Genomic DNA, 25,278 nt, shown 5'->3' with positions numbered 1-25,278 from the left:
TCCGCGTCCCGCGCAGCGGGGCGTGGAGTGCCCGTGGGGCGCATCCCGACCAAGGTTGGGGTCCCCGCTGTGCATGTCCGCTCTCGCCGCTAGATTGAGAGCACTGGGGGCACTGCTATCGACATGCGCTCGCGCGCGCAAGGAGACATTGAATCAATGACGCCGACCACCAAAGAATCCCAGCGCGCAGAACTGCACAAGACCATCTGGCGAATCGCGAACGACTTGCGTGGGTCGGTCGACGGCTGGGACTTCAAGAGCTACGTGCTCGGCATGCTCTTCTACCGCTTCATCTCCGAGAACCTCACCGCCTACATCAACAAGGGCGAGCACGAGGCTGGCGAGACTGACTTCGACTACGCGCGCCTCCCCGACGCTGAGGCTGAGTTCGGGCGCAAGGAGACGGTTTCGGAAAAGGGCTTCTACGTCCTCCCGTCGGAGCTCTTCCAGAATGTGCGCAGCCGCGCACCGAAGGACGAGAATCTGAACGAGACGCTCGAGCGCGTCTTCAAGAACATCGAAGGCTCGGCGGTCGGGACGGACAGCGAAGACGACCTCAAGGGTCTGTTCGACGACCTCGACGTGAACAGCTCGAAGCTCGGCAACACTGTCGCCAAGCGCAACGAGAAGCTCGTGAAGCTGCTCGATGCGATCGGCGACCTGCCGCTCGGCAACTTCGAGGACAACTCGATCGACCTGTTCGGTGACGCGTACGAGTACCTGATGCAGATGTACGCCTCGCAGGCTGGCAAGTCTGGTGGTGAGTATTACACCCCACAGGAAGTCTCCGAGGTGCTCGCCCGCATCACGGTCATGGGCAAGAAGCGGGTCAACAAGGTCTACGACCCCGCTGCCGGATCCGGCTCGCTCCTGCTCAAATTTGCGAAAGTGCTCGGCCGCGAGAACGTCGGCGGCTTCTTCGGTCAGGAGATTAACCTGACCACGTACAACCTCGCGCGGATCAACATGTTCCTGCACGACGTCAACTACGAGAAGTTCGACATCGCACACGGGGATACCCTGATCGATCCGCACCACTGGGATGACGAGCCGTTCGAGGCGATCGTGTCCAATCCGCCCTACTCCATCAAGTGGGAGGGTGACGCTAACCCGCTCCTGATCAACGACGAGCGCTTCGCGCCGGCCGGTGTACTCGCACCTAAGTCGAAGGCTGACCTCGCCTTCACGATGCACATCCTGAGTTGGCTCGCCGTGAACGGTACTGCTGCCATCGTTGAGTTCCCTGGCGTGCTCTACCGCGGGGGAGCGGAGCAGAAGATCCGTAAGTACCTGATCGATAACAACTATGTGGACGCCGTGATCCAGCTGCCACCGGATCTGTTCTTTGGCACGGGAATCGCGACCTGCATCATCGTGCTGAAGAAGTCGAAGCGTGACAACTCGGTGCTCTTCATCGATGCGTCGGCCGAGTCCAAGCGTGTCGGTAACAAGAACAAGCTCACTCCCGATAACCAGCAGAACATCCTCGGTGCTCTTGAAGATCGCGAGCCTGTTGACCACTTCGCGGTGCTTGCTTCGAATGAAGAGATTTCCACGAATGGCTATAACATCGCCGTCTCCTCCTATGTTGATCGTGACGAGACGATCGAAAACATCGACATCGAGGAGTTGAACTCTGAGATCGCGAACATCGTCGCCCGTCAAGCAAAGGTGCGTGCAGCAGTTGACGAGATCGTGGCCAATCTGGAGGCCTCGAAGTGAGTCGCATCCAAGATCTTGTGCAACGACTCTGTCCACACGGGGTTCCGTCGCGTTCCATCGGTGACTTCACTCGGGAGTCATCCTTGCGCAACCGTGCTCAGACGGTGACTGAAGTACGGAGCGTCACAAACTCGCGAGGGCTCGCTCCTACATCGGAGGTCTTTGAGAACACCCGTACGAGTTCGGACACGAGCAACTACAAAGTCGTGCAGCCCGGGATGTTTGTCTACAACCCTTCCCGAATCAACGTAGGCTCGATCGCTTGGCTCGAAGAAGAAGCGCCTGTAATTGTGAGCCCGATGTATGTAGTCTTCGGCGTGGATCGGGATGTCGTCCTGCCTGACTACCTAATGCTCTTCCTCGGCTCAAGACTCGGAAAGAGCAGAATCGAGAGCAAGACAGAAGTTGGGGCGAGGTTTCGCCTAACCTACGCATCGTTGTCTCGCATCGTCGTTCCCGTGCCCCCCATTCCGATCCAGCAGCTAGTCGTTCAAGAGCTCGACCGATTTATCCAGCTCGATGGCGAATTGCGGGCAGAGTTGGAGGCGCGGCGTCGTCAGTATGATCACTACCGCGCCGAGATTCTCGCGTCCAATGCGGCTCAAGGCAGCGCAGTCCGGCTCGGAGATGTCGCGAGCGTTCGATACGGGAGCGACTTCCCAAAAAGTATGCAAGGAAGTACCGAGGGCGACGCCCCCTTCTTCAAAGTCATCGACATGGCCGCGCGAGGGAACGACGTGATCATGGAGCGTGCATCAAACTATGTGGCGATCAACGAACTGCGCCAGCTAGGAGCTCAGCTCGCTCCTGCGGGAACAATCCTGCTGCCACGCGTTGGCGCGGCGGTGGCAACGAATCGCAAGCGGATGTTGGGAGTTGACGCGGCGTTCGACACTAGCTTTATCGCCGTACTCCCGGGCCCAGACGTGCGACCCAGGTTCCTGCTCCATCAGCTGATGAATGTCGATCTGATGGCACTCTCAAACAAGGGTGCCGCGTTGCCATCGGTTCGCCGCGCTGCTCTCGAGAATCTTCCAGTGTTCGTTCCGTCGCTTGCTGAGCAAGATCGTCTCAACTCGCTACTTGAACAGTTCGAGACGCTCGTGACCGACATGCGCTCTGGCATTCCGGGTGAGCTCGCCGCTCGTCGGAAGCAGTACGAGTACTACCGCGACAAGCTCCTCACCTTCGAGGAGGTTGCCGCATGAGTGAAGCTCTTTCTCGCAAGTACGATCCGATAGCCGTCTCTGCCGAGTCCACGGTCGTCGCGGAGTACATCCCAGACGCCCACGCGTCGGCCGCATACCAGTCGGAGTCAGCGCTTGAGCAGGAGCTGATCCGCCTCCTGGAGTCCCAGGCCTACGAGTACATGCCGGTCACCTCTGAGGCGCAGCTCGTGGCGAACCTGCGCGCTCAGCTTGAGGCGCTGAACCACATCACCTTCTCCGACGCGGAGTGGGCGGACTTCTTCGACTCCAAGATCGCTGGCAAGAACGACGGCATCGTCGAGAAGACCGTGCGTATCCAGGAGGACCACGTCCAGCTCCTGAAGCGTGACGACGGTTCGACGAAGAACATCACGCTGCTGGACAAGCAGAACATCCACAACAACCGTCTTCAGGTCATCAACCAGTACGAGATCGGCCAGGGCGAGGGCGGCGCGAACTACGCGAACCGGTACGACGTCACCGTGCTTGTCAACGGCCTGCCGATGGTTCACATCGAGCTCAAGCGCCGCGGTGTCGACATCCGCGAAGCCTTCAATCAGATCAATCGGTATCAGCGCGATAGCTTCTGGGCCGGCTCCGGCCTGTTTGAGTACGTGCAGCTGTTCGTGATCAGCAACGGGGCGCTGACGAAGTACTACTCGAACACGACGCGCACACAGCACATCAGCGAGGGCAAGAAGCAGACCAAGGGGCGGAAGACCTCGAACTCGTTCGAGTTCACGTCGTGGTGGGCGGACGCGCAGAACAAGCCGATTACCGACCTGACATCATTCGCGAAGACCTTCTTCGCCAAGCACACGCTGCTGAACATCCTCACCCGCTACTGCGTGCTCACCGCGGACCGGCTCCTGCTGGTGATGCGCCCGTACCAGATCGTTGCGACCGAGCGGATTCTGCAGCGCATAGACATCGCCACCAACTACAAGCAGCTCGGCACCGTCGGTGCAGGCGGCTACGTCTGGCACACGACCGGTTCTGGCAAGACGCTCACCAGCTTCAAGACCGCGCAGCTGGCGTCAAAGCTCCCGAGCGTGGACAAGGTGCTGTTCGTGGTGGACCGCAAAGATCTCGACTACCAGACCATGCGAGAGTACGACCGCTTCGAGAAGGGAGCAGCCAACTCGAACACCTCGACTGCGGTGCTGAAGAAGCAGCTCGAGGACTCGAACGCGCGGATCATCATCACGACGATCCAGAAGCTGTCGACGTTCATCAAGGCGAACAAGGGTCATGCGATCACGAACGATCACGTCGTGATCATCTTCGACGAGTGCCACCGTTCGCAGTTCGGTGACATGCACAGCGATATCACTCGCGCGTTCAAGCGCTACAACCTGTTCGGCTTCACGGGCACCCCGATCTTCGCGGTCAACGCCGGCACAGGCGGCAACCCGCAGCTCAAGACCACCGAGCAAGCCTTCGGTGAGAAGCTCCACACCTACACGATCGTCGATGCGATCACCGACAAGAACGTGCTGCCTTTCCGGATCGACTACGTCAACACAGTCAAGGTCGGCACCATCGTCGACAAGCAGGTGTCGGCCATCGACACCGAGAAGGCGCTGCTGGCGCCGGAGCGCATCAGCCAGGTCGTGAAGTACACCCTGGAGCACTTCGACCAGAAGACCAAGCGCTCATCGAGCTACGAGCACTCCGTCGTGACCAACGTCGCCGAATCGACCCGTGCGCGACGGCAGGCCGAGGCTGTCCGCGAGCGCAAGCGCGTGCGCGGCTTCAACGCCATCTTCGCAACGGCCTCGATCGATGCGGCGCGTCGCTACTACAACCACTTCCAGATCCAGCAGGAAGCCCTACCTGCCGATCGGCGCCTGAAGATCGGCCTGATCTACTCCTACGGTGCGAACGATGCCAGCGACGACGGCATTCTCGACGACGAGGCCTTCGACACCGATGCGCTGAGTACGGATGCGCGCGGCTTCCTCGAAGATGCCATCCAGGACTACAACGACATCTTCGGGACGAGCTACGACACCAGCGCCGACAAGTTCCAGAACTACTACAAGGACCTCTCGCAGCGGCTCAAGAACAGGGAGCTCGACCTCGTCATCGTGGTCAACATGTTCCTCACCGGCTTCGACGCGACGACCCTGAACACGCTCTTCGTAGACAAGAATCTGCGGGCGCACGGCCTGATCCAGGCCTACTCGCGCACCAACCGCATCCTCAACTCGGTCAAGACGTACGGCAACATCGTCGCCTTCCGCGACCTTGAGGAAGAGACCAACGCCGCCCTCGAGCTGTTCGGCAACAAGGACGCCCGCGGCGTCGTGCTCCTCAAGCCGTACGGCGACTACTACGGCGAATACGCCGACAAGGTCGACGAACTACTGGTGTCCTTCCCACTCGGCCAGCAGATCATCGGCGAAGCGGCGCAGAAGGAGTTCATCCAGCTCTTCGGGCAGATCCTGCGGCTGGAGAACATCCTCACCTCCTTCGATGACTTCGCCGGGCACGAGATCCTCACCGAGCGCCAGGGCCAGGACTACCGCAGCGTCTACCTCGATCTGTACGCCGAGTTCCGCAAGGTCAAGGACACGGACAAGGAACTCATCAACGACGACGTCGTGTTCGAGATCGAGCTGATCAAGCAGGTCGAGATCAACGTCGACTACATCCTGATGCTCGTTCAGAAGTACCGAAGCCAGCACGGCGACGGCGAGGACAAGGAGATCCGTGCCGAGATCTCCCGCGCCGTCGATGCCAGCCCGACTCTGCGTAACAAGAAGGACCTCATCGAAGCCTTCGTCGACTCCGTCTCAGTTGACGGCGCCATCGACGAGGAGTGGCAGGCGTTCATCGCCGCCAAGCGCGAGGCCGAACTCGAAGCAATCATCGAGGACGAGCGCCTCCGCGCCGGCGCCACTCGAGCGTTCATCGAGATCGCGTTCCGTGACGGTGCGCTCCGTACGACCGGCACAGCGATCACCAAGGTGCTTCCGCCTGCCTCCCGGTTCTCTGCCGATGGCGGTCACGGCGAGAAGAAGCAGCGCGTGATCGAGAAGCTCGGGTTGTTCTTCGAGCGGTTCTTTGGACTGAGCTCAAACGGAGGTAATGAGTGACCAAGTCGATGATGACGGGCGCCCGCTGGGTACGTGCGGCTCTGCAGGTGAACCCATACGGGTACGAGGGCAAGAATGCCCCGGCGACTGCGTACACGAGCGAAGCCGACTACAACAAGGCGCTCCTTGACGAGTGTGAAGCGCTCAAGATCGAGATGATCGCGATCACGGACCATTGGAAGGTCGACTCCGCGCTGCAGCTCATTGAGGACGCAGCAAGCCGCGGCATTGTCGCTCTTCCTGGGTTCGAAGCGAATTCCGCCGAAGGGATCCACCTCCTCGTCATCTTTGACGTCGACACGAAGGCTTCCGTGGTGAACGCCGCGATTGGCATGTGTGGGGTCGCTCCGGGTTGCGCGAACGGAACGACTGGCGCCTCGTTCAAGGACATCCTCGACAAGATGACGGAACAAGGCGCCCTGGTGATTCCTGCGCACGTGAACGTTCCGAACAGCGGCATGCTGACCGGCAGGGGTGGGCAACCGCTAGTGACGATGCTGAAGGCCCCCAACCTGCACGCAATTGCTGTCACGCCTAGCCAGCCGGACGGCACTGACCAGCAGGCGATTATCAACGGGACTAAGCCCTACGACCGTAAGCATCCGCTCGCGGTGATCTACTCCGACGACGTGATGCGACCGGCTCATCTGCAGGCCGCGGGAGCCAGCTGCTGGTTCAAGGTGAGCAGCCTCTGTGTGGATAGCTTGAAACTGGCCGTACGGACTCCTGAGACTCGTGTCTCGCTGGACGACCCGGTCTCCGAGCCTCGCTCTGCGCTCAAGGAAATCTCCTGGATCGGCGGCTTCCTCGACGGAGTGACGATTCCCTTCTCCGATGACCTGACTGCGCTTATTGGAGGGCGTGGCACCGGAAAGTCCACTGCGATCGAGAGTATCCGGTTTGCATTGGGTCTCACGCCGATCGGAGCTGAAGCCAAACGCGACCACGACAGCATTATCAGCGGCGTGCTGAAGTCTGGCACGGTCGTCAAGCTCTCTGTTGAGACCGCGTCACCCGCGGTGAGGAACTTCACGATCGAGCGATCGGTCAACAACCTGCCCGTTGTCAAGGATGAGAGCGGGTCCGTCACCAACCTTCAGCCGAGCGACATCATCGCGAGTGTCGAGATCTTCGGCCAGCACGAACTTGCCGAACTCACCAACGACAGCTCCAAAGTGGCAAGCATGCTGCAGCGGTTCCAGGGCAGTGGGCATCTGACGGCGGAGCATCGCGAGACTCTGGACGCGCTCAAACAGAACCGCGAGAAGCTGAGTCGCGCGGAGGAGAGCCGTGCTCAGCTTGAGGACGAGCTGTCTGATATTCCACGTCTCGAGGAGCAAGTCCAGCACTACACGGACACCGATGTACCTACGCGGCTCAAGGAAGTTACTCGTTTGAGCCAGGACGAGGCCGTCTTCAAGGAAGCCAAAGACCGAGTCGTCTCTGCAAAGGACGCACTCACGACGCTCACGGACGATCAGTTGGTCGCGAAGGTGGGGGCGGCGTTCGAGAACATCGATGATTCCCCGCAGGTTGAGATCCTGAAGCGTGCGGAGGAGGCGTCTGCGGCACTAGCGAAGAAATTGGGCGAACTCGCCGCCGAAGCTCGACAGGCGTTCTTGGACGCTGAGGCCACGATCGGCAGCGCTGAAACCGCTTGGACCGACACGGTCCGCGAGCAGCGAGATGAGCACGCTGAAGTTCTTCGGAAGCTCGTCGAGGAGGGCCTCGAGCCAACTAAGTACCTTGTGACGAAGAAGGCGCTGGACGATCTGAAGGCGAAGGAGTCGCGCCGCGCCGGCATTGCAAAGACGATCAAGGATCTGATCTCGGAGCGGAAGACTCTCCTCCAGACGCTCGCTGATCACGAAAACGCGCGAGCAAAGGCTTTGACAGAAGCAGTCCGCGCGGCAAACACCGCGACGGGCGGGGTCGTGATCGTGAAGCCCATTGCCGCGAAAGCCCGCAGTCACATCAAGACGCTCATTGAGCAGTCGATATCTGGCCAGCGCACCCGCATCATGGCGGCGATCGATCTAGACGGGTTCTCGACCCGAGCTTTCGTGGACGCCGCTCGAAAGGGCGAGGCGGAGCTGAACGCGCAGTTCTCGGTCAGTGGGGCACAGGCGCGAGCACTCCTCGAAGCGGGCGAACCACTCCTTCGACAGCTCGAGGAACTGTCCGTTGGGCAAGCCGTCGAAGTGCAGCTCGATGTCCAGGCTGGCTCTGGAACTCGTGAGTTCAAGCGGATGGACGACCTTTCCAAGGGTCAGCGAGCGACGGCGCTACTTCTGCTACTGCTCGGGGCGTCCAATGCGCCGCTGATCATTGACCAGCCGGAAGACGACCTCGACAACCGGTTCGTGTACGACGGCATCGTGAGCAACCTCCGCGGCCTCAAGGGGAAACGTCAGATCGTTGCGAGCACGCATAACGCGAACGTCCCGGTCCTCGGTGACGCTGAGCTGATTGTGGCGCTCGAAGGTGACGGTCAGCACGGCCGTCCTGCAGCCGACGGAATCGGCTCGCTCGATGACGTCGCCATTCGATCGCACGTCGAGAACGTACTCGAGGGCGGACCGGCCGCTTTCAATGCTCGCCAGCACCTGTACGGCTTCTAGCTATGCGCCAGTCGCGGGCCGAATTGTCACGCCGGAGCCCATGATGGCGACCCGCATCGTTTCCTGGTTCACCTTCAATCGCTCAGCGACCTGCGATAGCGACAGCCCGGAGTTGTACAGCCGGGCCGCCTCACTCACCTGCTTCGCCGTCAATGGCTGCCGTCGCACTACTACGCTGTTCGCCCGTAGGATGCCGAGGATCGTGGACTTCGCGACGCCGTACGCCTCCGCGAGGGCCGTCGACGTCTCGCCAGCTTCGTATCGCTCAATCACTGCAGTGCGGGCATCATCGCTCAGGCGCGTCCACTTCCGGCGCGTCGCGGTGGTCTCGCCGGGGGTTCGAACATCGGCGGAATCGCGCAAGATTCGGCGCATCGCGGCCGTCGTGACCCCTGTTTCTGAATTTGTGGAACAGAGGTAAACAAGGTCGACCGGAATGAGAAAAGGGTTCGCCGAAGGCGGGCCCTTTTCTCATTCCCGCGAGTGGATTATTCAGGTGGGCCCACGCCGCAAGAGGCTCCGCGAAAGGCGGGCCGCGTCGTTGCGTCTCGCCGCCGTGAACCTATCGCTATGCTCAGGATCGATCACCGGACCCGACGACGCTCCCTGGATCGATCGGCGGCGCAGCCCAGCACCCGGTGTACTCCCCGAGAGGAAAGTCACGCCATGACGGACGTTCACCCGAGTCGTTCCCTTGCCGACGCGCCCCGTGCCGACGACGGCTACTACGGCCCCGACAGTGTGTCGTGGCGCGTCTTCGCCGACCCCGGTTCCGCGCTGGGAGCCAAGAACGCGGTCTTCCTCCAGATGCTGGATGCCGGCATGATGACCCACTTCGAACGGGTCTCGCTCACGTCAGAAGGACCGGAGGCGATGGCGGCCCGTTTCGACCGCACGTCGGCGTACCTCCGCGATTCGATCTACGCGGACAAGGCGCACGCGGATGCCGCAGCCGCCCACGTCGACATGCTGCACGAGCGTGCGAGCTGGACGAATCCCGAAACGGGCGAGGTCGTCAGCGCCAAGCAGCCGGAATGGCAGCGGTGGACCTGGTGGACCTACATCTGGTCGGCGGTGCGCGGGTACCAGGAATTCGGTCCCGGCCTGTCGACGGCGGATGCCGATCGGGTGGTCGTGGAATCCCGCATCGGTGCGCAGAAGCTGCACGTGCCCGGCCCGTACTTCGGGACGTTCGCCGAGCTCGACAGCTACATCCGGACGGAGCTGCCGAAGAAGTCGCTGACGATCTTCGCCGCGCTCGCCGGCCACTCGTTGCGGCACCCCGACGTGAAGGGGCCGGTGGCGAAGTGGGCGACGCGGCGGGTGCTGAACGGCGTCCTGTCGCTTCTTCCCCTGGAGGCACGGTACTTCTTCGCCGTCGAGGACCGCAGCGAGAAGGAGTTCGCCCGCGGCGCGCGTTTCACCAAGTGGATCGCGAAGCTCTCCCGCAAGAACCAGACCGCCGAGCAGCTCATCGCGCAGGCGATCGGGGAGACGATCGCGGCCCCGTATCGGAAGGTGAGGGCGAAGAAGCCCGTCGCCGCGGCGTGAGGCCGCGGCGCGCCGTCAGGCGTGCGGGAGGAGGGATCGCACCGGGACGGCCGGGTCGACCAGCTGATCGGCGACGACGGGCGTGCGGCGGTCGATCAACCGCCGCGCGGCCCGCACCGCCAGGGGATCATCCACGCTGACGGCGCCGACGAGGCGATCGCCGTCCACGACGAAGACGGTCGGGTGCAGTCCCGGGCGCACGACCTCGCGCGCCGTGCCCGCCAGGGCGCCGACGACCTCGACGTGATGTCCGTAGCGGTCCGACCAGAACCAGTCGGCACCGCGACCCACGGGCGGAAGGCCCAGGATGGCGTCGGCGACATCCTGGCCGTCCGCCCGAGCCGCATCCCAGTGCCCGCTGCCGGGACGGAGCACGCCGTCCTTCCACCGCCGGGCGACGTCGCCCACGGCGTAGATGCCCGACGCCGACGTCAGGCCGCCGTCCTGGACGACGATTCCCTCATCCACGTCGAGCCCGGCCTCCCGCGCGACGATCGGATCGGTCACGACACCGGTGGCCACGAGCACACCGTCGACCTCGACGGCGTCGCCCCCGGTGAGGTCGACACGCAATGCCCCGCCCGTGGGGACGACGCCGGCCACGGTGTCGCGACGGGTGTCGACACCCGCGGCGCCGTGCATGGCGTGCAGGTGTGCGGCCATCGTCGGGCCGAAGGCGCGTGTGCCGGGGACCGCGGAGGGATCGATGAGGGTGACCTCTGAGCCGGCGGTCCGCAGCGCCGCGGTGGCCTCGGCCCCGATGAGCCCCGCGCCCACCACGGCGATGCGACGTCCCTTCAGCGCATGGAGGGCTCGGGCATCGGCGTAGGTCTGCAGTGACAGGATGCCCGGCAGGGTGCCGCCGGGGAAGGCCGCAGGTCGGGCGGCGGTGCCCGTCGCGAGCACGATCACGTCTCCGGCGAGGAGGGCGCCGTCGTCGAGCCGGAGTGTGCGGGCGGCGGCGTCGAGGGCCACGACGGTACGTCCGGCGCGAACCTCGATCGACGCCTGCGCGAGGGCCTCCGGGGCGGCGAAGGCGAGCGACGACAAGGGGGCGCCGTCGACGAGGACCGTCTTGGAGAGCGGGGGCCGGTCGTAGCAGGCCGCCTCCCGTTCGACGATGACGATCTCACCGTCGAAGCCGCGGTCCCGAAGGGTGGACGCCACCGTCCACCCCGCGATCCCTCCGCCGGCGATGAGGACTCGCCGCGGCGCGCTCACGCCAGGCGCTCGGGATTCGGCGTGAGCATCAGCTCGTCTCCGACCACCTCGACGGTGTGGACGCCGACGCCCCGCGTCGCGGGTTGGGTGAGGGCCGCACCGTCGGCGAGACGGAACGTCGCCGCATGCAGAGGGCACTCGACGCATCCGTTCTCTATCCAGCCCTGCGCGAGGGAGGTCTGCTCATGCGTACAGGTGTTGTCGATCGCGTAGTAGCGACCGGCGCTGAAGATCACGGCGATGTCATCCAGGGTGCCGGCCGTGGCACGCGGCACGACGAGCGCGGCATCCTCATCGACGTCGCCCACGACTCCGACCTTGATCGCTTGTCCCGGCGAGGGGGAAGTGCTCATGACGCCACCGTAGCAGCGGCGTCGAGGGCCACCGATCGACGACGACGTGCGCCGGGCAGCCGTGAACTCTTCACGGGACGGACGCCCCTGCGTCACCTTCCCCGCCATCGCTCCTGGCATGCTCACACCATGCAATCCCAGCGGATGGTCGTGGTCGGAGCGGGGCCGGTGGGGTCGGCGGTGGCGCGCCGGGCCGCGGAGCAGGGTTCCGCCGTGGCCGTTGTCACACGCTCCGGCGGCGGCCCGGACATCGACGGTGTACGGCTCATCGCTCTCGACGAGCGGTACGTCGAGCGCATCCGAGCGCTCAACGCGATCGCCACCCACCATGACCCGCGGACTCGTGCACGAGCCGGAAGTCCTGCTCGTCGATGAGCCGACCAGTGCCCTCGATCAGGAACGCGGGGCGGGGATCATGCAGCTCATCGCGGACCTCACGCACGAGCGCGACATCGCCACCCTCCTCGTCACCCACGACCTCGTGCACCGCGAGGCGCTGGACGAGCTCGTCACCGTGGTCGATGGCAGGATCGACAACCGGCTGACGAGCCTCACGGACGCGGTGTGATCGAGGCGCCTCGCGGTCCGGGCCGTCCGCTAACCTGAACCCACACATACGACACGGGGTGCCCTGCGGGGCTGAGATCACACCCGTCGAACCTGATCTCGTCAGTACGAGCGGAGGGATGTCGCACATGACGCGCGCGCCAGAGAACCTGATCGAATCCACCATCCGGGCCTGGGAGACGGTGCGGCAGCAAGGCCCGCTCGTGCAGTGTCTGACCAACGCGGTGGTCACCGGCTTCACCGCCAACGTCCTCCTCGCCCTCGGGGCGGCTCCGGCGATGGTCGACATCCCGGACGAGGCGGGGCCGTTCGCGCGCATCGCCTCGGGCGTCCTGGTCAATCTCGGCACACCCGGCGCAGAGCAGCGGGAGGCGATGCGCGAGGCCGTGGCGGCCGCTCAGGACGCGGGTACTCCCTGGGTGCTCGACCCCGTGGCGATCGGCGTCCTGCCGGTGCGCACCGCACTCGCCGCCGAGCTCGTCGCGGCGGCGCCGAGCGTCGTGCGCGGCAACGCATCCGAGATCCTCGCCCTCGACGGCTCGGGCGCCGGCGGCCGCGGAGTCGACGCGACCGACGCCGTCGAGGATGCGGTCGCCGCCGCCCGGCGCATCGCACATGCCACCGGCGCCATCGTCGCCGTCTCCGGCGTGGTCGACGTGGTCACGGACGGCGCCCGCGAGGCACGACTCGGTAACGGCGACGCATTGCTGACGCGGGTGACCGGTGGCGGATGCGCTCTCGGTGCGGTCATGGCGGCGTTCGCGGGCGTCGACAAGGATCGCTTCGCGGCGGTGACTGCCGCGGTCACGGTCTACAACGTCGCCGCAGAGCTCGCCGCTGAGCGCTCCGGGGGACCCGGAGGTTTCGCCGTCGCGTTCCTCGATGCCCTCGCCGGCCTCGACGCCGACACACTTCGCCACCGGGCGGTAATCTCGTGAACGCCGACCTCTCGCTGTACCTCGTGACGGATGCAGGCATCGCCGCGGCGGCGGGCCACGACATCGTCGAGGTGGTGCGCCAGGCGACGGCGAACGGCGTCACGGCAGTGCAGCTGCGCGAGAAGGACGCCTCCGCACGTCGCTTCCTCGACACGGTGACGAGGGTGTCGGCCGTGCTGCCCGACGGCGTCGCGCTGCTCGTCAACGACCGCGTGGACGTCTTCCTCGCGGCTCGCCAGGCGGGCGCGCGCGTGTCGGGAGTGCACGTGGGGCAGAGCGATCTTCCGCCGGAGGCGGTGCGCACACTGGTCGGCGACGACGCGATCGTCGGCCTGAGCGCCGCCACGCCGGAGCAGCTGGCTTCCGCATCCGACAGTAGTGTCGTGGACTACGTCGGCATCGGTGCCCTTCACGCGACCGCCACGAAGCGCGATGCGCCGCCACCGTTGGGCCACGAGAGGCTCGCCCGGCTGGTCGCGGCGAGCGCCCTTCCCGCGGTGGCGATCGGCGGTGTCACCGCCGCCGATCTGGGCCCGCTGCGGCGAGCAGGTGCGGCGGGCGCGGCCGTGGTCTCGGCGATCTGCGGTGCGAGTGACCCCGGAGGTGCCGCCCGTATGCTGCGCGCGGCATGGGATGCGGCATGAGTGCCGCGCGCGCCGTTGTGCGGGTGCTGAGCATCGCGGGAACCGATCCGACGGGAGGTGCCGGCATCCAGGCGGACCTCAAGAGCATCGCCGCGAACGGCGGTTACGGCATGGCCGTCGTCACCGCCCTCGTCGCGCAGAACACGCACGGCGTGCGTTCGGTGCACGTGCCGCCCGTCGCGTTCCTCGCCGAGCAGCTCGACGCCGTCTCCGACGATGTGCGGATCGATGCGGTGAAGATCGGCATGCTCGCCACCGTCGAGGTGATCGAGACGGTCGCGGCCTGGCTCGGCCGCATCCGCCCGCCGGTCGTCGTGCTGGATCCGGTGATGGTCGCGACGAGCGGCGATCGTCTGCTGGACGCGGATGCGGAGGATGCCCTCCGGCGGCTGCTGCCGCACGTCGACCTCGTGACCCCGAACATCCCCGAGCTCGCGATCCTCGCGGGCGCACCCGAGGCCTCGGCGTGGACCGACGTGCTCGCGCAGGCGAGTGCCGTGGCTCGTGCGCACGGCGTGCGCGTGCTCGCCAAGGGCGGTCACCTGTCGGGGGAGCGGCTGCCGGATGCGCTCGTGGAGATGATCGACGGTCGCGTCGCCGTCACCGAGTTCGCCGGTACCCGCATCCGCACCCGGAACACGCACGGCACGGGCTGCTCGCTCTCATCGGCGGTGGCGACGCGCGCGGCGGCCACCGGCGAGTGGGCGCAGGCGACGGCGGAGTCGAAGAGGTGGCTCGCCGAAAGCATCCGTCACGGCGCGGAGCTCGAGGTCGGCTCGGGCAACGGTCCGATCAGCCACTTCGCCGGGCTCTGGGAACGCGGCGGTCTTCACACCCGGCCGACCGCGCACGAGGTCGAGACTGGGTGGTGGGAGGACATCGCCGGCATCCGTGCGGAGATCGACGACCTGCCGTTCGTGCGGGGGCTGGGCGACGGCACGCTCGAGCGGAGCGCGTTCCTCGGCTACCTCGCCCAGGATGCGCTGTACCTCGGCGAGTACGCCCGCGTGCTCGCCGATGCCGCTCGCCTCGCGCCGGACTCCGCGGAGCGTGCGTTCTGGGCCGGCAGCGCCCAGAACGCGATCATCGGTGAGCTCCAACTACACGAGCGCTGGCTCGCGGGCGAGTCCGGGCTCGGTTCGCACCCCGACGCGGTCACGACGGCCTACCTCGATCACCTGCTGGCGGCCTCGGCCCGCGGCGACTACCGGGTGCTCATCGCGGCGCTGCTGCCCTGCTACTGGATCTACCAGGACGTCGGGGAGCGACTGCACGCCCTCTCGCACGAGGAGCATCCGTATCGGTCGTGGCTCGACACCTACGCCGACCCGGCGTTCGCTGAGTCCACGCGCCGCGCGATCGACATCGTCACCAGAACGGCAGCGTCGGCGGATGCGGCGACCCGCGCAGCGATGCACGATGCGTTCCGGGGGTCCTCCCGTCACGAGCTCGCCTTCTTCGCCGCCTCGCGATGACGGACCGCTCGCTACTCGTATCGCAGGGGTGTCACCGGATCTGCTTGTGCGGCTCGCGCCGCCGAGGCGGTTGAGGATCGTGGAGAAGGTCACGACGCCAGCGTCGTCGCACACGCGGCGTCGGACGACCACCCACGGGTGGAAGCCGGGTGGAGATCGTGTGCGTCAGGCGTCGCGCAGGCGAAGCGTCGTCACAGCCGCCGCCGTCATCCAGACGGTGAACACCAGCCCGACCGCGTGGATCGGATCATGACGGACGGTGCGCGCGCCTTCCGGCGCACGTATGAGCCCGACGGGAGCCGGGCATGACGGAAGCGCGTGACGATGACGCTCAGACGGATGCACCCCGCTCATGCGTCGGGAGCGGGGCGGCGGATGCGGGGAGCCGGGGGTGGCGGGACGGGCTTCGCGGCGACGATATCGACGCGGCGGATGCGCTCCACTCCCCGCTTGCCGTCGACGACGACCGCCTCCTCGTCGGCGCTGAGCAGTTCGCCCAGGGCATCCGTCGCCTGCCCGGTCGGCAGCAGGTAGCGCACGACGACGCGCGCGCCGGGCTCGGGGAGTCTCACCATGCGCCGGGGGCGTAGTCCTTGAGGAACACGCCGAAGAGGTCCTCGCCGGCCTCGCCGCGCACGATCGGGTCGTACACGCGCGCCGCTCCGTCGACGAGATCCAGCGGAGCATGGAACCCTTCCTCGGCCAGGCGCACCTTCGTGGGGTGCGGCCGCTCGTCCGTGATCCACCCGGTGTCGACGCTCGTCATGAGGATTCCGTCGCTCTCGAACATCTCCCGTGCGCTCGTGCGGGTCAGCATGTTGACGGCGGCCTTGGCCATGTTCGTGTGCGGGTGGCCGGGACCCTTGTACCCGCGGTTGAAGACACCCTCCATGGCGCTGACGTTCACGATGTAGGTGCGGCGCGCGCTGCTGGCCGCCAGCGATGGCCGGAGCTTCGAGATGAGCAGGAACGGTGCTGTCGTGTTCGCCAACTGCACCTCGAGCATCTCGAGCGGATCGACCTCCTCCACCCGTTGCGTCCAGGAGTTGACGTGGTCGAGGTCGGGGATGAGTCCTCCCGCATCGATCGCCGTGCCCGCCGCGAGGCGCTCGAGCGAGCTGGAGCCGGCCGCCATGGCCTGCTCGGTCAGTTCCTCCGCGCGGGCTGCAGCAGCCGCGAGGATGGGATGCGCGCTCACCGAGCGTTCGAGAGCCTGCGGGTGCTGGTCGTTCGTGTGCCCGAAGGTGACCAGTTCGGGAAGCGGTCCGTCGGGAAGCGGCGCCAGCTCCGCGTCGACGAGCGGCTGATAGGCGCCGGGGGAGCGGCGCACGGTCTGTGTCGCGTTGTTGATGAGGATGTCCAGCGTTCCTGCCGCCGCCACATCGTCTGCGAGCCCGATCACCTGGGCGGGGTCGCGCAGGTCGATGCCCACGATCTTCAGCCGGTCGATCCAGTCCGCCGCATCCGGAAGGCTGCTGAAGCGGCGCACCGCGTCGCGGGGGAAGCGCGTGGTGATCGTGGTGTGCGCGCCGTCGCGCAGCAGCCGCAGCGCGATGTACATGCCGATCTTCGCCCGGCCGCCGGTGAGCAGGGCGCGCTTGCCGGTGAGGTCGGTGCGCGCGTCGCGCTTCGCGTGGCTCATCGCGGCGCATTCGGGGCAGAGCTGGTGGTAGAACGCGTCGACGACCGTGTACGGCTTCTTGCAGATGTAGCAGCCGCGGGCCTTGAGGAGGGTCCCGGCGGTCGGGGTCGTGGTCGACGTGCTGATCGGGATGCCGCGCGTCTCGTCGTCGATGCGATCGGGCGCGCCCGTCGCCGTCGCGTGCACCACCGCGCGGTCCGCGGCGGCGATCGCATCGCGGATCTCGCGGCGTCGCACCTTCTTGGTGGCCTTGAACATCGCTGCCGTCGCACGCCGGACCGTGACGTAGTCGGGGTGGGTCTGGTCCACCTGCGCGAGCTCCTCCAGCACACGCAGCGTGGTGGCGAGATCGTCGGGATCGATGCCGCTGGGCTGCGGATCGGTGTGGGCAGAGGTCGCGTCGGGCACACGAGATTCTACGTCGCGCGCCTGTGCGGGACTGTTAGCGTGCCAGGGTGACCCTCGCAGAGCCCCGCCGCATCCATGTGTCCGCCGCGGTGATCCGCGACGCCGACGGGAGACTCCTGCTCGTGCGTAAGAGCGGAACGACCGCGTTCATGCAGCCCGGCGGCAAGCCGGAGCGCGGTGAGGACGCGGCCATGACGCTCGTCCGCGAGATCGGGGAAGAGCTGGGACTTCGGCTGGACGCCGCTGACCTCGAGCCGCTGGGCTCGTTCGCGGCGGCGGCCGCCAACGAACCGGGGTTCGAGGTCGTCGCGGAGGTCTTCGCCGTCGATATCCGCGACCAGACGCCGGTCGCCGCGGCCGAGATCGCCGAACTGCGCTGGGTCGGACCGGACGAGATCGATCAGTTCGAGGTCGCGCCGCTCGCGCGCGAGTACTTCCTGAGCTGAGCCTCGTCGGCCACCCGCCGCGAGCGGGAGACCGACGAGGGGGCTCTCACGCCTGCGAGCTGTCGGCCTTCTGTCCGCCGGCTTCGAGCACGTCACCGGCGGGCAACTCCTGGTGGCCGCCGAACTGCAGCCGCATCGCGGAGAGCACCTGGTTGGCGAAGTGATCCTCGCCGCGCGACGCGAAGCGTTCGAACAGGGACGCGGCGAGCACCGGCGCGGGCACTCCGGTGTCGACGGCGGCCTTGACCGTCCAGCGGCCCTCGCCCGAGTCGGACACCCGGCCGGCGAGGCCGTCGAGGGTCGGGTTCGCCTGGAGAGCCGCCGCCGTCAGATCCAGCAGCCACGACGAGATCACCGATCCGCGACGCCAGAGCTCGGACACCTTCGCGGTGTCGATGTCGAACTGGTAGAACTCCGGTTCCTCCAGCGGAGCGACCTCGGCGGAGTGGCTGGCCTCGCGCGTTCCCGCATCCGCGTTGTGGAGGATGTTCAATCCTTCGGCGAGCGCGGCCATGATGCCGTACTCGATGCCGTTGTGCACCATCTTCACGAAGTGGCCTGCGCCGGAGGGACCGCAGTGGAGATATCCCCGCTCCTCGGGGGCCAGGTCGCCGGAGCGTCCGGGGGTGCGCTCGACGTCGCCGACGCCGGGTGCGATGGTCTTCAGGATCGGCTCGATGTGCGTGAACGCCTCGTCGGGTCCGCCGACCATGAGGCAGTAGCCGCGCTCGAGGCCGAACACCCCGCCGCTCGTACCCACGTCGACGTAGTGGATGCCGGTGTCCTTGAGCGCCGCGGCGCGGCGGACGTCGTCGCGGTAGTTCGAGTTGCCGCCGTCGATGATGATGTCCCCGGGCTCGAGCACCTCCGCGAGCTGGTCGACGACGCCTCCCGTGAGGCCGGCCGGGATCATGAGCCACACGGTGCGCGGGGTCTGCAGCTGGGAGGCGAGTTCGGCGAGCGAGCCCGCACCCGTCGCGCCCTCGGATTCGAGGCCGGCGACCGCATCCTGGTTGACGTCGTAGACGACGCAGTCGTGGCCGTCCTTCATGAGTCGACGCACGATGTTCGCGCCCATCCGACCCAGACCGATCATCGCGAGCTGCATGGTGTTCCTCGTTCTCTTCCGGCGAGCGCGCCGGCGACGGCCGGCCCTATCGAGAGTCTAGGGATGCCGACGGCGGCGGGCGCCGATCGCGCGTCGAACGCGCGTCAGTCGTTCGCCGAATCGAGTGCTTCGTCCATCTGATGCAGGATCTCGGCGCACCGTGCGACGTCCTCGGGGGTTCCCGAGAGCTCGAACTCGAACAGGATGGGGCGCCCGCTGATCTCGGCGAGCTCGCGCGCGGCCGCCTGGTAGTAGGTACCGAAGTTGCGATTGCCCGACCCGATGATGCCGACGAGGCGCCGGCGGTTGACCGCCGAGCGCAGGAAGGCGCGGACGGGTGCGGGCAGGGTCACCTCGTCGGCGTTGCCCGCCTTGTAGGAGGGCGTCAGCAGAACCCAGTGCGCCGGAGCCTCGCTGCGCCGCACCTCGGGATCAGCGAGATCCCTCACGGGGCGACCGTCGCGAGCGGCCAGGTGCTCGGCGAAGCGGCGCGTGAGGTTGGACACCGAGGAGTAGTAGTAGACCGGGATCTGGGTCATCTCCCCAGTGTCGCGCGCGACGCGGATCAGGCTTTCTCACGGCGCCGGGAATAGTCCGTCGAGTATCGGGCTTGAGCACAACATGGTTGAGAATTCACACATCTCCGTGGCGCCGGTTCCCGCGGCGGAGATCCGGGTTCAGGTGCAGGTGCCGCTCCGATTCTCGGACGGCTACACGACCGGTGCCGACGTGCTCACGTTCGACGGCCTCGTCGACGGGAAGGAGCACCTGCTGCTGGGCCTCGGCGACTGGCGGGGTGCGCTCGAGCGCAGCGCGCTCGGCGGCGACGCACCGCTCGTGCGCCCGCACAGCGAGTGCCTGACGGGAGATGTGTTCGGCTCCGAACGCTGCGACTGCGGCCCCCAGCTGCGTGAGGCCGTGGAGCGGATCGCCGCAGACGGCGGTTTCCTGCTCTACCTCCGCCAGGAGGGGCGTGGCATCGGCCTGTACGCGAAGCTCGACGCCTACGCCCTGCAGGATGCGGGGTTGGACACGTACGAGGCGAACCTGGCGTTGGGTCGGGGCGAGGACGAACGTGACTACACCGCCGCAGCACAGATGCTCCGCGCCGTCGGCGCCGAGCACATCCGGCTCCTCAGCAACAACCCCGACAAGGCTGCGCAGCTCGAGGATCTGGGGATCGGGGTGACCGAACGCGTGCGCACCGCGGTGCACCTGTCCGCGTCGAATGCGCGCTACCTGGCGGCCAAGCGCGATCACACCGCCCACGCCATCGATCTGCCCGCGGCGTGATGGACCCGGCGGCCCGCACTCGAGCGTCGCGGCCGACGCGGTCGCTGACGGACGACGAGATGTCGACGTGGCTTCCGCTGATCCGCCTCGTGCAGCTGCTGCCGCAGGCCCTCGATCGCAGACTGCGGGATGAGGGCGGTGTCAACCACGCGCACTACGCGATTCTCGTCACCCTCGCCGGACGCGCCGCTCAGCCGGCGACCATGACCGACCTCGCCCGCATCGCCGGTCTCAGCCGTTCGCGGCTCAGTCACGCGATCGACGCCCTCGAACGCCGTGGCTGGGTCGAACGCACGACCTGCGGCAGTGACGGCCGCACCCAGTCGGCCCGGCTGACAGACGCCGGCTGGGACATCCTGCGCCAGGCGGCCCCCGCTCACGTCGAGCAGATCCGCTCGCTCGTCCTCGACCGGCTCGACGATTCGGAGCGCACGTGCCTCGCCGCCATCGCCGCGAAGCTCGTCCCCGGAGTCGAAGCGGCACTCTAGTCACGCCGCGCGGCCTGGCGAACGCGAGGTCCGGGATGGTGCCGTCGCGCCAGCAGCGGATCTCGTATCGGAAGAAGACGCTGATCCCCAGCACGGGTAGCCCGACCGGGCCTGTTGCGACGACCCCGCGTGCGGTTCGCGGCCCGCTCCACGCCGGTGCCATCTCGATGACGGACCGCCCCCGACGATCGGTGATCTCGATGGCGGCGTGGAGGAGAGTGCGCGCCGCGCGGCCCTCGCGGACCGCCGCCCTCCGCTCCCACAGTCCGCTCGCGCGGCGCACCGACCAGCCGCCCGCGCCGACGGGTATCCACCAGACGGCGAGGGTGCTCACGGTGTGCTCCGCACCGCCGACACGCTCATGGCCGCACCGTACCGGCGTCCCCTCAGGCGATGTGGTGCCGGCAGCCGGGAATTGGCAGGGCCTCCCCGGCGTAGCCTGGAGGGATGCGTGAGCGGATGAGGGAGGCGGGAGTCCGCTTCGTGAGCCTCGCTCCGCACCAGGGTGCTCATCGCGTCGCGCTACGCGTCGCCGTCTCCGTGGCCGTTCCTCTGCTGATCCTGTGGGCGATCGGCAGGCTCGATCTGAGCGTGTACGCGAGCTTCGGCGCCTTCGCCTCGCTGTACGGCCGGCTCGACGGCTATCGCGACCGCGTGCGGATGCAGTTCGCCGCCGGTGGCGTCCAGGTGGCGGCGATGCTTCTCGGGACGACGCTCTCGGTCGTCGAAGCGCCGGACACGGTGCGCGTGGTCGCCGTTGCGGCGCTCGCCGCCGGCGTCACGATGATCGCGCACGCCTACCGCTGGCATCCGCCGGGCGCGCTGTTCGCGGTGTTCGCCGCCGGCGCGTGTGCGACGCTCCCGGCGACCGCGCACACGCTCGCCGAGGGGGCGCTCGTGGGAGCGGCGAGTGCGGGCTTCGCCGTCGCGGTGACGGTGCTGATCGCGATCGCACGCGGAGGACTGATGGTGCCCTCCGCGCCGAAGGTACGCGAGCGCCGCACGGTCGCCGCCGAGATGGCTGTGACGGTGGGCGTGGGCTCGCTGCTCGCCGGAATCGTCGGGCTGGCGCTGGTCGGCACCCACTGGTACTGGGCGATGGTCGCGGCCGTCGCTGCGCTGGGCGGCGCGAGTACGACCGCCCGGATCGTGCGAGGCGCCCAGCGGCTGATCGGCACCTGTGTCGGCATCCTCCTGGCTGCGGCGCTTCTCATGCTGCCGCTGCCGCCGCTGGCGGTGCTTGCGATCGCCGTCGCGCTGCAGGTGTGCGCGGAGCTCTTCGTGGGACGCAACTACGGACTCGCGATGGTCTTCATCACTCCGCTCGCCCTCTTGATGATCGAGCTCGCCGTGCCGGTCGACCCCGCCCTGCTGCTGCGCGACCGGCTGGTGGACACGCTGCTCGGTGTGGCTGTGGGGACGGCCGTCGCGGTCGTCTCGGCGGCGGCTCGCCGACGGCGGGCGCGGGCCTAGGCTGGAGCGCATGCAGCAGCGTCCGCTTGGCAACACCGGCAGGTCCGTCTCCGCTCTGGGGCTGGGGACGTGGCAACTGGGAGCGGACTGGGGCGAGGTCGACGAGGCCGATGCGCTGGCCGTGCTCACCACGGCCGCAGATGCCGGCGTCACCCTCTTCGACACGGCCGATGTCTACGGCGACGGACGTTCCGAGCAGCTGATCGGACGCTTCCTCCGCGAGCGGGGCGCGCATGAGATCACGGTCGCGACGAAGATGGGGCGGCGTCTGCCGCAGGAGAAGGCGAACTACTCGCCCGAGAACTTCCGCGCCTGGACCGACCGCTCCCGCCGCAATCTCGGCGTCGACACGCTCGATCTGGTGCAGCTGCACTGCCCGCCCTCGAGCGTGATCGACGACGCATCGACCTACGACGAGTTGGACCGGCTGGTCGACGACGGTGCCATCGCCGCGTACGGCGTGTCCGTGGAGACGAGCGCCCAGGCGCTCAGCGCCATCTCCCGATCCGGCGTGACGAACGTCCAGATCATCCTCAACCCCTTCCGGCTGAAGCCGCTCGATGAGGTGCTGCCCGCGGCCGCGGATGCGGGCGTCGCGATCTTCGCACGCGTGCCGCTGGCATCCGGTCTGCTCAGCGGTCGCTACACGAGCCAGACGCGATTCGCCGCCGACGACCACCGCAATTACAACCGTCAGGGCGAGGCGTTCGACCGCGGCGAGACGTTCTCGGGAGTCGACTACGAGGAGGGGCTCGCTGCGGCGGACGAACTCGCCCGGGCACTGGGGGAGGGGGTGTCTCTGCCGGCCGCCGTTCTCGCCTGGATCGCGGCGCTGCCCGGCGTCACGAGTGTGATCCCCGGCGCGCGCACGAGAGCGCAGGCGCAGGTCAACGCGGCCGCCGCCGAGCTCCTCGACGGCGGGTTCGATATCGATGCGTTCGACGCCGTCATCCGCGACGTGTACGACCGTCGCCTGCGGGCCGAGATCCACCCTCACTGGTGACCGCCGGCCGTCGCCGCATCGTCGCGAGCATCGCCGCCGCGGCCACGGTCGCGGCCGGGCTCGGTGTGCACCGCTTCGCGCCGGACGGTGCGCCGAGCGACATCGCGGGCGACGCGCTGTATGCGCTGCTCGTGTATCTGCTCGCCGTCGTGCTGGTTCCGCGCCGCGCGGTCTGGGTGCCGGCGGTCATCGCCTGGGTGTGGTGCACGACCATCGAGCTGTTCCAGCTCACGGGTCTGCCCCTCGCATGGGGTGAAGCCGCCCCACTGCTCATGCTGGTGCTCGGCACCGTGTTCGACGCCAGGGATCTCGTCCTCTACACCGTGACGGTGCTCGCGGCCGCCGCGGTCGACCGACTCTCCGGCGCGGCTCTTCGGCGCGCGAGGCGCGGGCGCGGAGCATGACGGGCATGGGGATCCGGATCGCTGTCGTCATCCCGTGCCGCGACGACGCCGAGATGCTCGCCGCGTGTCTGCGTGCGCTCGCAGCGCAGCAGCGTCCGGCCGACCGCATCATCGTCGTCGACAACGCGAGCAGCGACGACTCGGCGGCAGTGGCGCGCGCCGCAGGCGCGGAGGTCGTCGTGGAGAGCCTCGTCGGCATCTGGCCGGCCGCCGCCGCCGGGTACGACGCCGCATCCGCGGATGCCGACGTGATCGCGAGGCTCGATGCGGACTCGCGTCCCCACCCGGACTGGCTCCTGCGCATCGACCGTGCCTTCGCCGACGACACGGGTCTCGGTGTGCTGACCGGCGGTGCCGAGTTCTACGGTTCCACTCGCCTCGTGCACTACCTCGGCGAGCACTGGTACATCGGTGGGGGACGCTTCTGGATCAACCTCTGGCTCGGGATCCCCCTGGTGTTCGGATCGAACTTCGCCATGCGCACGGGTGTCTGGGCGCGCTTGCGAGATCAGGTACGTCGCGATGATGCGCGCGTGCACGACGACCTGGATCTCACGATCCACCTCCGCCGTGACGACGGCGTGCGGTGGGACCGGCAGCTGCGCATGCCCGTCTCGTCGCGTCCCCTCGTACACGCGGGCGGGCTGGCCGAGCGTCTGGGCAAGGTGCTCACCACCTTCGCGGCGAGCTGGCCGCGCGGCCGCTTCCGCGCCGCCGTCCGCCCGCCGGTGCGCTCACGCCGCCTGGGGAAACGCGCCGGTGCGAGGGGCTCGGGTCCTACGCTGGGCTGATGCACTTCACGTTCCGGGCGCCGCTGTTCCGATGGGAGGCCCGCCGGGATGCCGATTGGTTCTTCGTCGCGCTGCCCGCCGACGAGAGCGAGATGATCCGAGAGGTGCCGCGTCCGCCGAGCGGGTTCGGAGCGGTGCGGGTGGCGGTGGAGGTCGCCGGCGTCTCCTGGCGCACGTCGGTCTTCCCGGATGCGGGCAGCGGCACATACCACCTCCCGGTCAAGCGCGCCGTCCGGGAGGCGGCCGCGGCCGGCGAGGGCGACGAGATCGCGGTCGAGCTGACGGTCCTGGACGCGTGAGATGGACCCCGCCGGACTCGCGCTGCTGGTCGCCTACGGCGCTCTGGCCGTCCTGAGTGTCGCGCTCGCGGTGATCGATGTGCGCACGCACCGCCTTCCCAACGCGCTCGTACTCCCGGCGTATCCCTTCCTCCTCGCGGCTCTCGCGCTCGCGTCGTTCGCCCGCGCAGACATGCTCCCGTTCGTCCAGGCGGTCGTGGGCGGCGCGATCGCGTTCGTCTTCTACCTCCTGCTGCGCTTCGTGCAGCCCCGAGGGATGGGAGGCGGCGACGTGAAGCTGGCGGGCCTGCTCGGCATCGCGCTGGGGTATCTCGGGTGGGATGCGCTGCTGCTGGGGCTGTTCGCCGGCTTCCTGCTCGGGGGGCTCTTCAGCGTGGGACTGGTGCTCTCGCGTCGCGGCGGGCGTCGGACCCGCATCCCGTTCGGTCCGTGGATGCTGCTCGGTGCGTGGATCGTGATCGCAGTCGCCGCACTGACCTAGGGATGCAGCCGGCCGCTGTCAACCGAGGGGTGTCGAAGAGC

23 protein-coding genes, 1 pseudogene and 1 riboswitch are annotated in these 25,278 nt (G+C 67.3%); of the genes and pseudogenes, 18 read left to right on the top strand and 6 right to left on the bottom strand.

Annotation, left to right across the window (positions count from 1 at the left end; all coding sequences use genetic code 11):
• Positions 1–156: 156 nt before the first annotated feature.
• From KYX17_RS17270 to KYX17_RS17250, 5 genes are all read left to right on the top strand, one after another.
• The gene (locus KYX17_RS17270; protein ID WP_243228142.1) at positions 157–1,722 is read left to right on the top strand and encodes a type I restriction-modification system subunit M; all 1,566 of its coding nucleotides are present in this window, start codon (positions 157–159) and stop codon (positions 1,720–1,722) included.
• Positions 1,719–2,930: a restriction endonuclease subunit S gene (locus KYX17_RS17265; RefSeq protein ID WP_308220907.1), complete on the top strand. Its 1,212-nt coding sequence runs from the start codon at positions 1,719–1,721 to the stop codon at positions 2,928–2,930. The genes KYX17_RS17270 and KYX17_RS17265 overlap by 4 nt, the downstream gene beginning before the upstream one ends.
• Positions 2,927–6,031 (top strand): type I restriction endonuclease subunit R, encoded by a 3,105-nt coding sequence (locus KYX17_RS17260; protein WP_243228140.1) that lies wholly within the window; start codon positions 2,927–2,929, stop codon positions 6,029–6,031. Before KYX17_RS17265 ends, KYX17_RS17260 begins: the two co-directional genes overlap by 4 nt.
• Positions 6,028–8,652, top strand: a complete 2,625-nt coding sequence (locus tag KYX17_RS17255) for a TrlF family AAA-like ATPase (protein WP_243228139.1) — start codon at positions 6,028–6,030, stop codon at positions 8,650–8,652. Before KYX17_RS17260 ends, KYX17_RS17255 begins: the two co-directional genes overlap by 4 nt.
• Positions 8,653–9,318: 666 nt before the next feature.
• A complete protein-coding gene (locus KYX17_RS17250) occupies positions 9,319–10,203 on the top strand; it encodes an oxygenase MpaB family protein (protein ID WP_243228138.1) in 885 nt (294 codons plus the stop codon).
• Positions 10,204–10,218: 15 nt separating this feature from the next.
• On the opposite strand, the gene KYX17_RS31835 is transcribed toward KYX17_RS17250, so the two are convergent.
• Positions 10,219–11,424: an FAD-dependent oxidoreductase gene (locus KYX17_RS31835; RefSeq protein WP_243228137.1), complete on the bottom strand. Its 1,206-nt coding sequence runs from the start codon at positions 11,422–11,424 to the stop codon at positions 10,219–10,221.
• The gene (locus KYX17_RS17240) at positions 11,421–11,777 is read right to left on the bottom strand and encodes a Rieske 2Fe-2S domain-containing protein (protein ID WP_243228136.1); all 357 of its coding nucleotides are present in this window, start codon (positions 11,775–11,777) and stop codon (positions 11,421–11,423) included. Before KYX17_RS17240 ends, KYX17_RS31835 begins: the two co-directional genes overlap by 4 nt.
• A gap of 334 nt (positions 11,778–12,111) precedes the next feature.
• Between KYX17_RS17240 and KYX17_RS17235 the strand changes: the two are divergent.
• The 4 genes and pseudogenes from KYX17_RS17235 to thiD all read left to right on the top strand — a co-directional run.
• Positions 12,112–12,345 (top strand): annotated as a pseudogene (locus KYX17_RS17235) (ABC transporter ATP-binding protein); the annotation flags it as partial.
• A gap of 44 nt (positions 12,346–12,389) precedes the next feature.
• A riboswitch (TPP riboswitch) is annotated at positions 12,390–12,481 on the top strand.
• Positions 12,473–13,282 carry a hydroxyethylthiazole kinase gene (gene thiM / locus KYX17_RS17230; RefSeq protein WP_243228135.1) on the top strand — a complete coding sequence of 270 codons (810 nt, stop codon included), beginning with the start codon at positions 12,473–12,475 and terminating at the stop codon, positions 13,280–13,282. Its footprint overlaps the riboswitch before it by 9 nt.
• The gene (gene thiE / locus KYX17_RS17225) at positions 13,279–13,926 is read left to right on the top strand and encodes a thiamine phosphate synthase (protein ID WP_243228134.1); all 648 of its coding nucleotides are present in this window, start codon (positions 13,279–13,281) and stop codon (positions 13,924–13,926) included. Before thiM ends, thiE begins: the two co-directional genes overlap by 4 nt.
• Positions 13,923–15,401 (top strand): bifunctional hydroxymethylpyrimidine kinase/phosphomethylpyrimidine kinase, encoded by a 1,479-nt coding sequence (gene thiD, locus KYX17_RS17220; protein WP_243228133.1) that lies wholly within the window; start codon positions 13,923–13,925, stop codon positions 15,399–15,401. The genes thiE and thiD overlap by 4 nt, the downstream gene beginning before the upstream one ends.
• A 350-nt stretch (positions 15,402–15,751) precedes the next feature.
• On the opposite strand, the gene KYX17_RS17215 is transcribed toward thiD, so the two are convergent.
• Entirely contained in the window at positions 15,752–15,976 is a 225-nt protein-coding gene (locus KYX17_RS17215; protein ID WP_243228132.1) for a hypothetical protein, read from the bottom strand.
• Positions 15,970–17,451: an SDR family oxidoreductase gene (locus KYX17_RS17210; RefSeq protein ID WP_243228131.1), complete on the bottom strand. Its 1,482-nt coding sequence runs from the start codon at positions 17,449–17,451 to the stop codon at positions 15,970–15,972. The genes KYX17_RS17215 and KYX17_RS17210 overlap by 7 nt, the downstream gene beginning before the upstream one ends.
• Before the next feature lie 47 nt (positions 17,452–17,498).
• Between KYX17_RS17210 and KYX17_RS17205 the strand changes: the two genes are divergently transcribed.
• Positions 17,499–17,897 carry an NUDIX domain-containing protein gene (locus KYX17_RS17205; protein ID WP_243228130.1) on the top strand — a complete coding sequence of 133 codons (399 nt, stop codon included), beginning with the start codon at positions 17,499–17,501 and terminating at the stop codon, positions 17,895–17,897.
• 46 nt (positions 17,898–17,943) lie between these two features.
• On the opposite strand, the gene gnd is transcribed toward KYX17_RS17205, so the two are convergent.
• On the bottom strand, positions 17,944–19,005 hold the full coding sequence (gene gnd / locus KYX17_RS17200) for a phosphogluconate dehydrogenase (NAD(+)-dependent, decarboxylating) (RefSeq protein ID WP_243228129.1): 1,062 nt from the start codon (positions 19,003–19,005) through the stop codon (positions 17,944–17,946).
• A 104-nt stretch (positions 19,006–19,109) separates the two neighbouring features.
• Entirely contained in the window at positions 19,110–19,544 is a 435-nt protein-coding gene (locus KYX17_RS17195) for a class Ib ribonucleoside-diphosphate reductase assembly flavoprotein NrdI (RefSeq protein WP_243228128.1), read from the bottom strand.
• 82 nt (positions 19,545–19,626) lie between these two features.
• Here KYX17_RS17195 and ribA point away from each other — a divergent pair, with 82 nt between their 5' ends.
• The 8 genes from ribA to KYX17_RS17155 all read left to right on the top strand — a co-directional run bounded on the left by ribA (position 19,627) and on the right by KYX17_RS17155 (position 25,237).
• Positions 19,627–20,298, top strand: coding sequence for a GTP cyclohydrolase II (gene ribA, locus KYX17_RS17190; protein WP_243228127.1), 672 nt, complete (start codon positions 19,627–19,629; stop codon positions 20,296–20,298).
• Between the two features lie 59 nt (positions 20,299–20,357).
• Positions 20,358–20,786 (top strand): MarR family winged helix-turn-helix transcriptional regulator, encoded by a 429-nt coding sequence (locus KYX17_RS17185; RefSeq protein WP_243228126.1) that lies wholly within the window; start codon positions 20,358–20,360, stop codon positions 20,784–20,786.
• A 447-nt stretch (positions 20,787–21,233) separates the two neighbouring features.
• A complete protein-coding gene (locus KYX17_RS17180; RefSeq protein WP_243228125.1) occupies positions 21,234–22,259 on the top strand; it encodes an FUSC family protein in 1,026 nt (341 codons plus the stop codon).
• Between the two features lie 10 nt (positions 22,260–22,269).
• A complete protein-coding gene (locus KYX17_RS17175; RefSeq protein ID WP_243228124.1) occupies positions 22,270–23,262 on the top strand; it encodes an aldo/keto reductase in 993 nt (330 codons plus the stop codon).
• Complete coding sequence (locus KYX17_RS32080) at positions 23,259–23,666, top strand: DUF2809 domain-containing protein (protein WP_243228123.1); 408 nt, start codon at positions 23,259–23,261, stop codon at positions 23,664–23,666. The genes KYX17_RS17175 and KYX17_RS32080 overlap by 4 nt, the downstream gene beginning before the upstream one ends.
• Before the next feature lie 5 nt (positions 23,667–23,671).
• Positions 23,672–24,457, top strand: a complete 786-nt coding sequence (locus KYX17_RS17165) for a glycosyltransferase family A protein (protein WP_243228122.1) — start codon at positions 23,672–23,674, stop codon at positions 24,455–24,457.
• Entirely contained in the window at positions 24,457–24,756 is a 300-nt protein-coding gene (locus KYX17_RS17160; RefSeq protein ID WP_243228121.1) for a DUF1905 domain-containing protein, read from the top strand. The genes KYX17_RS17165 and KYX17_RS17160 overlap by 1 nt, the downstream gene beginning before the upstream one ends.
• Before the next feature lies 1 nt (position 24,757).
• Complete coding sequence (locus KYX17_RS17155) at positions 24,758–25,237, top strand: A24 family peptidase (protein WP_243228120.1); 480 nt, start codon at positions 24,758–24,760, stop codon at positions 25,235–25,237.
• The last annotated feature ends 41 nt before the right edge of the window (positions 25,238–25,278 follow it).

Source organism: Microbacterium sp. CIAB417, from assembly GCF_022788845.1.
This window is presented reverse-complemented; position numbering and strand designations above follow the sequence as displayed.